This is a genomic window from Mycobacterium sp. E342 (genome assembly GCF_001667665.1).
In the GTDB taxonomy this organism is placed as follows: Bacteria; Actinomycetota; Actinomycetes; order Mycobacteriales; family Mycobacteriaceae; genus Mycobacterium.
Window position 1 is genome coordinate 105,479 of sequence record NZ_LZJM01000250.1, and the last position, 12,337, is coordinate 117,815.

Annotated in this window: 11 protein-coding genes; 5 read left to right on the forward strand and 6 right to left on the reverse strand. The window is 70.3% G+C overall.

Annotated elements, in window-relative coordinates; all coding sequences use genetic code 11:
- Positions 1–31 precede the first annotated feature (31 nt).
- Positions 32–1,957: a 1-deoxy-D-xylulose-5-phosphate synthase gene (gene dxs / locus A5692_RS20025; RefSeq protein ID WP_068058963.1), complete on the forward strand. Its 1,926-nt coding sequence runs from the start codon at positions 32–34 to the stop codon at positions 1,955–1,957.
- A 38-nt stretch (positions 1,958–1,995) separates the two neighbouring features.
- Here the strand turns inward: dxs and A5692_RS20030 are convergent, their stop codons facing one another.
- From A5692_RS20030 to A5692_RS20040, 3 genes are all read right to left on the reverse strand, one after another.
- Positions 1,996–3,315, reverse strand: a complete 1,320-nt coding sequence (locus A5692_RS20030) for a ribonuclease D (RefSeq protein ID WP_068058965.1) — start codon at positions 3,313–3,315, stop codon at positions 1,996–1,998.
- Between the two features lies 1 nt (position 3,316).
- Positions 3,317–3,952 carry a DUF3000 domain-containing protein gene (locus A5692_RS20035; RefSeq protein ID WP_067927339.1) on the reverse strand — a complete coding sequence of 212 codons (636 nt, stop codon included), beginning with the start codon at positions 3,950–3,952 and terminating at the stop codon, positions 3,317–3,319.
- A 174-nt stretch (positions 3,953–4,126) separates the two neighbouring features.
- The gene (locus A5692_RS20040; RefSeq protein ID WP_068058967.1) at positions 4,127–4,948 is read right to left on the reverse strand and encodes an enoyl-CoA hydratase/isomerase family protein; all 822 of its coding nucleotides are present in this window, start codon (positions 4,946–4,948) and stop codon (positions 4,127–4,129) included.
- Positions 4,949–5,005: 57 nt separating this feature from the next.
- Here A5692_RS20040 and hemE point away from each other — a divergent pair, with 57 nt between their 5' ends.
- Genes hemE through A5692_RS20060 form a run of 4 tightly spaced genes read left to right on the forward strand, consistent with a single transcriptional unit; the run spans position 5,006 to position 8,872 of the window.
- Positions 5,006–6,067: a uroporphyrinogen decarboxylase gene (gene hemE, locus A5692_RS20045; RefSeq protein WP_068058969.1), complete on the forward strand. Its 1,062-nt coding sequence runs from the start codon at positions 5,006–5,008 to the stop codon at positions 6,065–6,067.
- The gene (locus A5692_RS20050; protein WP_068058971.1) at positions 6,064–7,419 is read left to right on the forward strand and encodes a protoporphyrinogen oxidase; all 1,356 of its coding nucleotides are present in this window, start codon (positions 6,064–6,066) and stop codon (positions 7,417–7,419) included. Before hemE ends, A5692_RS20050 begins: the two co-directional genes overlap by 4 nt.
- Positions 7,420–7,424: 5 nt before the next feature.
- A complete protein-coding gene (gene hemQ / locus A5692_RS20055; protein ID WP_068058973.1) occupies positions 7,425–8,120 on the forward strand; it encodes a hydrogen peroxide-dependent heme synthase in 696 nt (231 codons plus the stop codon).
- Complete coding sequence (locus tag A5692_RS20060; RefSeq protein WP_068058975.1) at positions 8,117–8,872, forward strand: class I SAM-dependent methyltransferase; 756 nt, start codon at positions 8,117–8,119, stop codon at positions 8,870–8,872. The genes hemQ and A5692_RS20060 overlap by 4 nt, the downstream gene beginning before the upstream one ends.
- Before the next feature lie 106 nt (positions 8,873–8,978).
- Here A5692_RS20060 and msrB read toward each other — a convergent pair whose 3' ends face one another.
- From msrB to A5692_RS20075, 3 genes are read right to left on the reverse strand one after another with little or no spacing between them, the layout of a single operon-like run.
- The gene (msrB, locus tag A5692_RS20065; protein ID WP_068058977.1) at positions 8,979–9,389 is read right to left on the reverse strand and encodes a peptide-methionine (R)-S-oxide reductase MsrB; all 411 of its coding nucleotides are present in this window, start codon (positions 9,387–9,389) and stop codon (positions 8,979–8,981) included.
- Positions 9,390–9,398: 9 nt separating this feature from the next.
- Positions 9,399–10,697 (reverse strand): arabinofuranan 3-O-arabinosyltransferase, encoded by a 1,299-nt coding sequence (gene aftC, locus A5692_RS20070; protein ID WP_068058979.1) that lies wholly within the window; start codon positions 10,695–10,697, stop codon positions 9,399–9,401.
- A gap of 18 nt (positions 10,698–10,715) precedes the next feature.
- Entirely contained in the window at positions 10,716–12,275 is a 1,560-nt protein-coding gene (locus tag A5692_RS20075; protein ID WP_082962928.1) for an alpha/beta hydrolase, read from the reverse strand.
- Positions 12,276–12,337: the final 62 nt, after the last annotated feature.

Here is a 12,337-nt window from a genome sequence, read left to right on the forward strand (position 1 = left end):
TGTTCCGGCGGCCGCTGCGTAGACTATCGGGATGCTGGAACAGATCCGCGGGCCCGCTGATCTGCAACACCTGTCGGGGCAGCAGCTGCGTGAACTCGCCGCCGAGATTCGCGAGTTCCTGATCCACAAGGTCGCTGCCACCGGTGGACACCTCGGGCCCAACCTCGGCGTGGTCGAACTGACGTTGGCGCTGCATCGGGTCTTCGATTCGCCGCATGACCCGATCATCTTCGACACCGGTCATCAGGCGTACGTCCACAAGATGCTGACCGGGCGCGCGCAGGACTTCGAGGGCCTGCGCAAGAAGGGCGGACTGTCGGGCTACCCGTCGCGCGCGGAGAGCGAACACGACTGGGTGGAGTCCAGCCACGCCAGCGCGGCGCTGTCCTACGCCGACGGCCTGGCCAAGGCGTTCGAGCTGACCGGTCACCGCAACCGGCACGTGGTCGCCGTGGTCGGGGACGGCGCGCTCACCGGCGGCATGTGCTGGGAGGCGCTGAACAACATCGCCGCCTCGCGGCGCCCGGTGATCATCGTGGTGAACGACAACGGCCGCAGCTACGCGCCGACCATCGGCGGCGTCGCCGACCGCCTGGCCACCCTGCGGCTGCAGCCGGCCTACGAGCAGGCGCTGGAGAAGGGCCGCGACGCGGTGCGTTCGCTGCCGCTGCTCGGCGAGCTCGCCTACCGGTTCATGCACAGCGTCAAGGCCGGCATCAAGGACTCGTTGTCCCCGCAGCTGCTGTTCACCGATCTCGGGCTCAAGTACGTGGGTCCGGTCGACGGGCACGACGAGCGCGCGGTGGAGGCGGCGCTGCGGCACGCGCGCGGCTTCGGCCGGCCGGTGATCGTGCACGTCGTCACCCGCAAGGGCATGGGCTACGCCCCGGCGGAGGACGACGAAGCCGAACAGATGCACTCCTGCGGCGTCATCGACCCCGTCACCGGGCAGGCCACCAAGGTCGCCGGGCCGGGTTGGACCGCCACGTTCTCCGATGCGCTGATCGGCTACGCCAGGAAACGCCGCGACATCGTGGCGATCACCGCGGCGATGCCCGGTCCGACCGGGTTGAGCGCGTTCGGGCAGCAGTTTCCGGACCGCCTGTTCGACGTCGGCATCGCCGAGCAACACGCTCTGACGTCGGCGGCGGGGCTGGCGATGGGCGGCATGCACCCGGTGGTGGCGATCTATTCGACGTTCCTCAACCGGGCCTTCGACCAGATCATGATGGACGTGGCCCTGCACAAGCTGCCGGTCACCATGGTGCTCGACCGGGCCGGCATCACCGGTTCGGACGGCGCCAGCCACAACGGCATGTGGGACATGTCGATGCTGGGCATCGTGCCCGGCATGCGGGTGGCCGCGCCCCGCGACGCCACCCGGCTGCGCGAGGAACTCGGTGAGGCGCTGGATGTCAACGACGGCCCGACCGCCCTCCGGTTCCCCAAAGGTGATGTGGGCGAAGATGTTCCGGCCATCGAGCGGCGAGGTGCCGGCCTTTCGGGCGTCGACGTGCTCGCGGTGCCGGCCGACGGGCTCAACCACGACGTGCTGCTGGTGGGCGTCGGCGCGTTCGTCCCGATGGCGTTGGAGGTCGCCAAGCGGCTGCACAACCAGGGGATCGGCGTGACGGTGATCGACCCGCGCTGGGTGCTACCGGTGTCCGAGGTGGTCCTCGAGCTCGCCGCACAGCACAAACTGGTGGTCACGTGCGAGGACAACGGCGTCAACGGCGGCATCGGGTCGGCGGTGTCCGCGGCCCTGCGCGCCGCGGAGATCGACGTGCCATGCCGGGATGTGGGCCTGCCGCAGCGGTTCTATGAGCACGCCTCGCGGGGCGAGCTGCTGGCCGAGCTGGGGCTGACGGATCAGGACGTGGCCCGCCGCATCACCGGCTGGGTCGCCGCGCTGGGCAGCGCCGTCACCGAAGCTGAGATCCGCGAGCACCTGGACTAGCCCGCTCGCCGACGCCGAAATCGACGTTAGCGCGCGGTCTACTCGACCTTTTCCGCGCTGCCGTCGATCTCGGTGCCGCTCTCGTCGGGCGGCTGCAACGCTCGGGCCAGCGGGGGATTCACCAATTCCCGCTGCCACTGCCGCGCCTGACCGGCGCGCAGGAACCCCTCGACTGCCTCGAGGGGGTCGGGCGCGGGTTCCCAGTCCCAGCACAGCCGTCGCACCAGGTCGGGGGAGACCAGGTTCTCGGTGGGGACGTTGACGCGCTCCGACACCTGGGACAGTGCCGCGCGCGCCGCCTCCAGCCGCGCGGCGGCCTCCGGTTTGCGCCGGCTCCACCGCGCCGGCGGCGGCGGTCCGTTCAGCGGTTCGGCGTCCAGGGGCGGATTCTTGGTTTGCCTGGCCGCTTCCAGCGCCCCCAACCACGTGGCGGCGCTGCGACGTTGATTGCGCCCGCCGAAGACCGGCAACGCGGTGAGCTCCTCGACCGTCTTGGGGTCGGCGAGGGCGGCCTCGATGATGGCCGAGTCCGGCAGGATGCGTCGCGGCGCGATGTCGCGGCGCTGGGCGATGCGGTCGCGCGTCAACCACAGCTCGCGGACCGCGGCCAGGCCGCGCCGGTCGCGCACCCGATGGATCCCCGACGTGCGCCGCCACCGGTCCGGCCGTGCCGCAGCGCTGGGCTCCCTGGTGCCCGCGTCGCGCAGATAGTCGAATTCCTCTGCCGCCCAATGAGTTTTGCCCTGCTGGGCCAGGACGTCGGCGATGGCGGCGCGCAGCTCGATGAGCAGTTCCACATCCAGCGCCGCGTAGTTGAGCCATTCCTCGGGCAGCGGCCGTTTGGACCAATCCGCCGCGCCGTGGCCCTTGGCCAGCCCGGACCCCAGCAGTCGCTCCACCATGGTCGCCAGGTTCACCCGCTCGAACCCGGCCAGCCGGCCGGCGAGCTCGGTGTCGTAGAGCGCGGCTGGCTGCAGGCCGACTTCCGCCAGGCAGGGCAGGTCCTGGTCGGCCGAATGCAGGATCCATTCGTCTTCGCTGAGCACCTCGGCGACGGGCCGCAGCGCCTCGAGCGGGTCGGCGCCGTGGCTGACCGGGTCGATGAGCACGGTGCCGGCGCCGGCCCGCCTGATCTGGATCAGGTAGGCCCGGTTGGAGTACCGGAAACCCGACGCCCGCTCGGCGTCCACCGCAAACGGCCCACGCCCACGATTCAGGAGTTCGGCGGCCGCCTCGATCTGGCGGACGGTCACGGAGAGGTCCGGGATCCCTTCGGCCGGGCGCAGCAGCGGGGTGGGCTGGGGTTCGCTGCTGTCGGGTTCGGTGCTGACGGGCCCGTCGGCGGCCGGTTCGCACATGTCAGGCGCGTGACCTCGAGCTCAGGTCGGTGACGCCCGTCGGCGGAAGCCCCGCCGCGTGTTCGAGTACCTCGCAGAACGCCTCGACGTGGACACCGACCTGCGGCGTGGTCGCCGTCCACGACGCCCGCAGCTCCAACTGGTGGGCGCGCGGCGGTCCGGAGATGTCGCCGTAGCGCACCGAGGTGGTGGCCGTGACCGTGCCGCCCAGCGCGGTGACCTGCTCCATCCGGGATTCCAGCGCGTCGACGAGCCAGCTCCACGCCACCTCGGGCAGCAGGGGGTCGACGGCCTCGCTGGGGTCCAGGTCGGCCTGGATGTAGGCGACCAGGCGGATGGTGCCGTCCCACGCGTCGGCGCCTTCCGGGTCATACAGCAGGATCAGGCGGCCGAAGGCGTCGCCGTCGGATCGCTCGGGGATGATTTCCCGGTCGGGATGTTTGACCTCGGCCCCCAGCGCGTAGCTGTAGGGCGCGAGGCGTTGCGGCGGGCGGATGGGGCCCAGTTCGATCTCCGGGCGCACGGTGACGCCGTTCATGGCCGCGACCGCCTCGCGGAATGGCTCCGGTTCAGCTGAGGTCACTTGGCGCCGCTCCTGTTCATCCCGGCCACTTCGCGGCGGCGCGGCGTAGGTCATGAGCGCCACTCTCCCCCGCAAGCGGGTGGTGCCCCCACCGCATCGTGACGGTTCTGCATCGGCGCGGCACGGGTCACAGGGTCCGACGGTAGACCCATCGGGGGACACGCGGAATCAGGCGCGCCGACCGCTACCAACCCGTTATGAGACCCCATGGCAACCTATCGACCCAGCTCAGGACCCTGTTCCGCCGGCAAATCGGGCGGGCCGCTTCTCGCGATGCGCGGCGAGGCCTTCCTGCACGTCGGGGCCGCTGAAGCTGAGGAACTCCAGCCCGAGCGAGGTCTCGAAGGTGGGCGCGAACATGCGGTACCAGTGGTTGAGGCTGTGCTTGGTCCAGCGGATGGCGTTCTGCGCCCCGCGCGCCAGATCCTCCGCGATGCGCGCCGCCGTGGCCAACACCTCGTCGTCGTCGACGCAGGTCGAGACCAGGCCGATGCGTTCGGCCTCCTCGCCCAGCAGCGTCTCGCAGGTGAGCAGGTAGTACTTGGCCTTCGCCATGCCGACCAACAGGGGCCAGCAGATCGCGGCGTGGTCCCCGGCGGCCACGCCCAGCTTGGTGTGCCCGTCGATGAGCTTCGCCGTGCGACCGGCCACCGAGACGTCGGCGAGCAGGGCCACCACCAGGCCCGCGCCGACGGCCGGTCCCCGGATCGCCGAGACGACGGGTTTGTCGAAATTGACCATGTTGAGCACCAGGTCGCGGGCCTCCCGCATGATGCGCATCCGGCCGTCGTAGTCGCCGATCGTCTCGTCGATCAGGTCGAAGCTGCCGCCGGAGGAGAAGGCCTTGCCCTCGCCGCGGACCAGCACGACGCGCACGTCGGGGTCGCGGGCGATCGCCGGCCAGATGTCGGCGAGGTCGCGGTGCATCTGCGGCCCGACCGAGTTGAGGCCGGGAGCGTCGAGAACCAGGGTCAGGATGCCGTCATCGCCCACGTCGCACCGCAGGCTGGGGAACTCGTCGTAATTCACGGGCGGTTGGCTGACTGGCACGGTCGTGATAGTACGCAGCGCGGGACGGAGGCCGCCGTCGTGGCAGCATTGAGGACAATGAGTACTCGCCGCGACCTCCCCGAGTCGCCGTATCTGGCCGCCGTCACCGGCGCGAAACCCAACCGGATCCCGGTGTGGTTCATGCGCCAGGCGGGTCGCTCGCTGCCGGAATACCGGGCGCTGCGGGCCCAGACCGACATGCTGGCGGCCTGCTTCGACGCCGAGCTGGTCTGCGAGATCACCCTGCAGCCGGTGCGCCGCCACGACGTCGACGCGGCGATCCTGTTCTCCGACATCGTGGTGCCGCTACTCGGCGCGGGCGTCGACCTGGACATCGTCGCGGGGGTAGGGCCGGTCATCGCGTCGCCGGTGCGCACCGCCGCCGACGTCGATGCGATGAAACCCCTTGACCGGCAACGGATTCAGCCGGTGTCCGACGCGGTCACGCTGCTGGTGGCCGCGCTCGGCGACGTCCCGCTGATCGGGTTCGCGGGCGCGCCGTTCACCCTGGCGTCGTATCTGATCGAGGGCGGCCCCAGCCGCCACCACGCGCGCACCAAGGCGATGATGCTGGCCGAACCCGACACCTGGCACGCGCTGATGGCAAAGCTCACCGACATCACCGTGGGCTTTCTGCGGGCGCAGCTGGAGGCCGGGGTGGACGCCGTTCAGGTGTTCGACTCGTGGGCGGGCGCCCTGTCGCTCGCCGACTACCGCACCTACGTGCAACCGCACAGCGCTCGGGTCTTCGGCGCGCTGGCCGAGCACGGCGTGCCGATGACGCACTTCGGGGTGGGCACCGCCGAGCTGCTGGGCGCCATGTCGACGGTCCTGAAACCAGCCACAGCGACGGTGGTGGGGGTGGACTGGCGGACGTCGCTCACCGACGCGGCCGCCCGGGTCGCGCCGGGCACGGCGCTGCAGGGCAACCTCGATCCGGTGGTGCTGATGGCTGGATGGCCCGCCGTGGACCGTGCCGCCCGGGCTGTGGTCGAGGACGGGCGCCGCGCCGTCGACGCGGGCGCGACCGGTCACGTCTTCAACCTTGGCCACGGTGTGTTGCCCGACACGGACCCGGGCGTGCTGACCGACCTGGTGTCACTGGTCCACTCGTTATGACGCCCCCCTCGTATTGCGTTGTCGGGGGCGGGATTTCGGGGCTGACGGCGGCGTACCGGCTGCGGGCGGCGGTGGGCGACGACGCGGCCATCACGCTGTTCGAACCCGGCGACCGGCTGGGTGGGATCCTGCGCACCGAGCATGTCGGCGGGCAGACCATGGACCTGGGCGCCGAGGCGTTCATCCTGCGCCGGCCGGAGATGCCGGCGCTGCTGGCCGAGCTGGGCCTGTCGGGGCGCCGGCTGGAGTCCACCGGCGCCCGGCCGCTGATCTACAGCGGGCGAACGTTGCATCCGCTGCCCACCGCCACAGTGGTCGGCATTCCGTCGACGGCCGCGTCGATGGCCGGGCTGGTCGACGAGGCGACGGTCGCGCGCATCGAAGCCGAGCCCGGCCGCCCACTGGACTGGCGGCCCGGCAGCGATCCCGCGACCGCCGACCTGGTGGGCGAGCGGTTCGGCGAGCAGGTCGTGGCCCGGTCGGTGGACCCGCTGCTGAGCGGGGTGTACGCGGGTTCGGCGGCCACCATCGGTCTGCGCGCGGCGGCCCCGGGCATCGCGGCGGCCTTGGACCGCGGCGCCACCAGCCTGACCGAGGCGGTCCGACAGGCGCTGCCCCCGGCGACCGGCGGGCCGCTGTTCGGGGCGTTGGACGGGGGCTACCAGGTGCTGCTCGACGCGCTCGTCGAGCGCGCCCGGCCGCGCCGGGTCCGGGCCGCCGTGCAACGGCTCGAGCCCGCCGGGGCGAGGTGGTCGCTGCTGGACGACACCGGCACCCGCTGGCACGCCGACGCCGTTATCCTGGCCATCCCCGCCCCGCGGCTGGCGCGCCTGGTCGCTGACGTCGCCCCCGGTAGCGCCGCTGCCGCCGGGCGGATCACCAGCGCGTCGTCGGTGGTGGTGGCTCTGGCGGTGCCGGGCGACACCGCGTTCCCGCAGTGTTCCGGAGTGCTGGTGGCCACCGGGGAAAGCTTGCGGGACAAGGCGATTACCCTGTCGTCGCGCAAGTGGGGCGCCCGCGGCGACACGCAGCTGCTGCGGTTGTCGTTCGGCCGGTGCGGTGACGGCCTGGCCGAAACGGCGTCGGATGACGAGCTGCTGGGATGGGCCGTGGACGACCTGGCCACCGTCTTCGGTCTGGACGTCGAGCCGGTGGATGCGCGCGTGCAGCGCTGGATCGAGGCCATGCCGCAGTACGGTCCGGGCCACGCGGAGCTGGTCGCCGAGATTCGTGCGGGCCTGCCGCCGACGCTCGCCGTGGCCGGTAGCTATCTCGACGGCATCGGCGTGCCGGCGTGCGTCGGGGCGGCCGGCCGCGCGGTCGAGGCCCTCGAACTGGAAGTGGCACGATAGGTTCCATGGCCAAGCTCGACTATGACTCGCTCAACTCCACGATCCGCTACCTGATGTTCTCGGTGTTCTCCGTCGAGCCGGGTGAGCTCGGTGACCAGCGCGCCGACGTCATCGATGAAGCATCGACATTCTTCAAGCAGCAGGAGGAGCGCGGCGTCGTGGTGCGCGGCCTCTACGACGTGGCGGGCCTGCGGGCCGACGCAGACTTCATGATCTGGACTCACGCCGAACGCGTCGAGGCGCTGCAGGCCACCTACGCCGACTTCCGGCGCACCACCGCGCTGGGACGGGTCAGCGCGCCGGTGTGGAGCAGCGTGGCGTTGCACCGGCCGGCCGAATTCAACAAGAGCCACATCCCGGCTTTCCTGGCCGGCGAGGAGCCCGGCAATTACATCTGCGTCTATCCGTTCGTGCGGTCCTACGAGTGGTACCTGCTGCCCGACGAAGAGCGCCGCCGCATGCTCGCCGAACACGGCATGGCCGCCCGCGAGTACAAGGACGTCCGGGCCAACACGGTGCCGGCGTTCGCGCTCGGCGACTACGAGTGGATCCTGGCCTTCGAGGCCCCCGAATTGCACCGCATCGTCGACTTGATGCGGGAGCTGCGCGCCACCGACGCGCGCCGGCACACCCGCGAGGAGACGCCGTTCTTCACCGGCCCGCGCGTGCCGGTCGAGCAGTTGGTGAACTCGCTGCCATGACCCAGCCGCAGTTCGACCCCACCGATCCGGCCCGCTTCGAGGAGATGTACCGCGACGAGCGGCTGTCGCACGGATTGCCCGCCGCCACGCCGTGGGACATCGGCGGCCCGCAGCCGGTGGTCCAGCGGCTGGTCGCCATGGGAGCGGTCAAGGGTGAGGTCCTCGACCCGGGCACCGGGCCGGGCCACCACGCGATCTACTACGCCGCCAAGGGCTACTCGGCCACCGGGATCGACGGGTCGGCGACCGCGCTGGAGCGGGCCCGCGAAAACGCCCGCAAGGCAGGTGTTTCGGTCAACTTCGAGCTGGCCGACGCCACCAAGCTGGATGGCCTGGAAGGCCGGTTCGACACCGTCGTCGACTGCGCCTTCTACCACACCTTCAGCACCGATCCCGAGTTGCAGAGGTCCTACGTGCAGGCGCTGCGCCGGGCCACCAAGCCCGGTGCGCGGCTGTACATGTTCGAGTTCGGGGAACACGACGTCAACGGGTTCAAGATGATGCGGTCGTTGTCCGAGAACGATTTTCGTGACGTGCTGCCGCACGGCGGCTGGGAGATCACTTATCTGGGGCCGACGACCTACCTGGTGAACATGAGCGTCGAGCAGATCGAGATGATGGCCGAGCGCAATCCCGACATGGCCGATCAGGCGCAGGACTTTCTGAAGCGATTCCGCGCGATGGAGCCGTGGCTTCAGGGCGGCCGGGTGCATGCCCCGTTCTGGGAGGTGCACGCCACCCGCGTGGACTGATCCCGCAGCACCTCTGGCCTTGGCGTTCTTCCGCGAAACTTAAACCACGGCGTCGCCTTCCGGCGTGTCGTGTGCGTGGTTTAAGTGTCGCGAGATCGAACGGGGATTACGACCCCGACGGCACCAGCCGCAGCGAGATCGAGTTGATGCAGTAGCGCTGATCCGTCGGGGTGGGGTAACCCTCACCGGCGAAGACGTGGCCCAGGTGGCTGTGGCAGTTCGCGCACAGCACCTCGGTGCGCGTCGTGCCCAGCGAGTGGTCGGGCCGCAGGATCACCGCATCGGAGCTCGCCGGGTCGAAGAACGACGGCCAGCCGCAATGCGATTCGAATTTCTCTGTGCTGCGGAACAATTCGGCACCGCAGGCCCGGCACTGGTAGACGCCTTCGGTTTTGGTGTCGGTGTATTCACCGGTGAAGGGCCGTTCGGTGCCGGCCTGACGCAGCACGTGAAACTCCTCGGGCGTGAGCTTCTGCCGCCACTCGGCCTCGGTCAGCTGCAGCTTCGGGCTTGTCATGCATCCACGCTAGCGAAAATCGCGACGCGCCGTCAGCCACGCCGGATCGATGCCGTCGTCCAGCCGGTTCTCGGCCTTGGCGTCGAGGTAACGGAACAGCAGCACGGTGAACGCGACGATCAACAGCAGCGACCAGCCGTAGGTGATCTTCAGGTAGTGCAGCGCGCGGCCATACCTCATCCACCGGTAAATCAGCCAGTCGTCCAGCGTCATGAACCCGTAGATGCCCAGCCACGCCGGCCAGTTGCGGATCAGCGAGTTGGGCAGCACGACGGTCATCAGGAACGGGAACAGCATCATCGAGTAGTAGCCCTGGGCCAGCGACAGCACCAGCCACGACCACAACAGCAGCACACCCGAGGAACCGGTGAACCAGAACAGCGGGTCGCGGGTGCGGTAGTAGCGGTACAGCAGCCACATGGCTCCGATCGCCAGCAGCGTGAACAGCACCCGCAGGAACACGATCAGCCAGGTGGGCAGGCCGAAGTAGACGCCGTTGCCCTCGATCGAGCTGTTGAAGTAGTCCCGGGTGCCCAGGATGTAGGGCACCGTCTTGGTGACGAAGTCCATCGGATCGCTGACCAGGGGCCACGCGGCCAGGTTGACGGCGACGGGCACCGCCACGGCCGGAACCAGGGCGCGCCACTGGCGGTTGAGCAGCGGCAGCAGCAGCAACGGCCCCAGGACGGGTTTGAGGGTCAGTGTCAGGCCGATCGCCAGCCCGGCCCACCACTGGCGGCTGGCCCGGCCGTCCAGCAACCACCGCAGATACAGCACCTCCGCCAACAGGACGCAGCCGTTGATGTTGGTGAAGACCAGCGTGCTGGTCACGCTCTCGGTGCAGAACATGGCCAGCAACAGGGCGGGCGCCGCCACCGACGACAGCGTGAACTTGAACAGCCGCAGCAGCAGGTACCAGGCGATCAGGATGGCGATCGCGTTGATCAGGATGAACAGGTACCGCGACGGCGTGAAGGACAGGTACCCGAACGGTGCCATCAGCAGCGTGCCGCCCGGCGGATACAGGTAGTGCGGGTCGACGTAGTCGAAGTGTTCGTTGTAAATGTCCCAGCCGTGCCGGAAGTTGAGCACCGCCCGGTACACCGGCTTGAAGTCGTCGGTGATGTTGCCGTTGAGCGGGAGGATGATGCTGCGGTGCAGTACCGAGAAGATGGCGATCGGCCACAGCGCCGACCGCACGATCGTTGCCGTGCTCGGCGGGCCGCTGCGGGGACCGAAGGCGGCCAGGATCCAGTCGCGCAAGCCGGCTCGGGTCGATTCAGCTGCGGTCACCAGCGCACCGTACACCGGGAGCGGCGCGGAAAGTCAGGCGGGACAGTAGGTGTCGGTGCCGGGCAGTTTGCCGCTGTTGACGTAGCCGACGAGCGGGGGGACCGCGCAATTCGAGTAGATGCTGGCGCCGTGGCCGATGCCCTGCCACATCACCCGCTTGCTGGCCGCGTTGGCGTTGATGACGGTGGCCGCCGTCGCGGCGACCCCTTCGGTGCCGACGATCGGGTCGTTCTGCACGCCCAGCAACAGGACGTCGACCTTCAGCGATTTCGGCGGCGCCGGCGGCGAGACGGTGGGCCAGTGCACACACTTGACCAGGTTGAGGGCTGCGACGGTGCCGAACTGGGGGTACAGCTTGCCCCACGCCACCACCAGTTCGCGCACCCGGTCCGGGGTCGGGCGGTTGACGGCGTCGCTGCAGGTGTTGACGAACTGGCCGTCGGTGTCCTGGGTGGCGTCGGCGTGGTTGATCAGGTTGGTCAGCTGGTTGGTGTCCCCGGAGCGCGCGGCCGCCAGGGCAGTGGCCAGGGTGGTGGTGGCGTTGACGCGCCCGCCGGACGGGAAGCCCAGCGCGACGGTGATGGCGTCGGCCAGCTGCGCCACCGACACACCGCCGGGTCCCTTGCCGGCGCGGGCGTCGGCCAGCAACCCGCTGACGGCGCCCTTGGGGTCGGGTCCCAGCGCGCAATTCACCGCCAGGCATTGGGCGGCGAACGCGTCGAGCGCGGCCTGCTGGCCCTTGACCTGTTGCTCGGCGCCGGCTTCGGCGCTGACCCCCAACGCGACCGGCGAGTCAAGGATCAGCCGGGCGACCTTGTCGGGGCGCGCCGCGGCGTAGGCCAGCGCCACCTGGGCGCCGTTGCCGACCCCGACCAGCGCGACCGCCGGCACGTCCCACAACGTCCGCAGTCGCTCGATGTCCGAGGCGGCGTGGGCGTTGTCGTAGGCGGACGCGCCGGGCGCGATGGCGTCGGTGCAGTTGGTGGTGGCGGTGTTCGCGACGTCGGACAGGTTGGCGACGGGGTCGTCGCCGGTTTGGAACTGCGCCTGGTCGCGCATGATCTGGCGGTCGGAGGGGTCGCGGCAGTCGATCGGGTTCGACATCCCCATGCCGCGACGGTCGACGGCGACGATCGGATGCGCCTGCAGCACGTCGGCGCCGCCCCGCGACAGCCAGACCGGCAGCTGCGCCGAGGACGGCAGGTCCGAGCCGGTGGTGAACACCAGCGGGCCCGCGTCGCGCGGCGTCTGGTTCGAACGGGCCCGGACCACGCCCACGCTGACGTTGCCGGTGCCGCCGCCGTTCGGGTCCAGGTCGGCGTCGTAGTTCGCGCAGTCCAGCTGGACACCGGCGGCGGGCGGAACCGCGGCGTCGCCGAACACCTTCGCCGTGCAGTCGTGCCATGGCAGGTCGTTCTTGGGGGCGGCGATCGGCGGCGGCCCGCTGGCGGGCGGCTTGGCGGTGGTCGCCCCTTGCGGCCGGGCACCGGAATTGGTGGCGAAGCGCGGGTCGGCGGCCAGGCCGGGGACGCAGCCAGCGACCACGGTGGTCACCGCAACCAAGACCGTGGCGAGCGTGATCTGCCGACTCATGCCGACCACAGTAGCTAGCGGCGATCGCAAGCGCGGCGAAGCCGGGCGCTGGGGGTACCCCC

Bases quoted from the DNA above. Each gene is read 5' to 3' on its own strand.
- dxs (WP_068058963.1), top strand. From the start codon at position 32: ATGCTGGAACAGATCCGCGGGCCCGCTGATCTGCAACACCTGTCGGGG.
- A5692_RS20030 (WP_068058965.1), bottom strand. From the start codon at position 3,315: ATGTGCGAACCGGCCGCCGACGGGCCCGTCAGCACCGAACCCGACAGC.
- A5692_RS20035 (WP_067927339.1), bottom strand. From the start codon at position 3,952: ATGACCTACGCCGCGCCGCCGCGAAGTGGCCGGGATGAACAGGAGCGG.
- hemE (WP_068058969.1), top strand. From the start codon at position 5,006: ATGAGTACTCGCCGCGACCTCCCCGAGTCGCCGTATCTGGCCGCCGTC.
- A5692_RS20050 (WP_068058971.1), top strand. From the start codon at position 6,064: ATGACGCCCCCCTCGTATTGCGTTGTCGGGGGCGGGATTTCGGGGCTG.
- hemQ (WP_068058973.1), top strand. From the start codon at position 7,425: ATGGCCAAGCTCGACTATGACTCGCTCAACTCCACGATCCGCTACCTG.
- A5692_RS20060 (WP_068058975.1), top strand. From the start codon at position 8,117: ATGACCCAGCCGCAGTTCGACCCCACCGATCCGGCCCGCTTCGAGGAG.
- msrB (WP_068058977.1), bottom strand. From the start codon at position 9,389: ATGACAAGCCCGAAGCTGCAGCTGACCGAGGCCGAGTGGCGGCAGAAG.
- A5692_RS20075 (WP_082962928.1), bottom strand. From the start codon at position 12,275: ATGAGTCGGCAGATCACGCTCGCCACGGTCTTGGTTGCGGTGACCACC.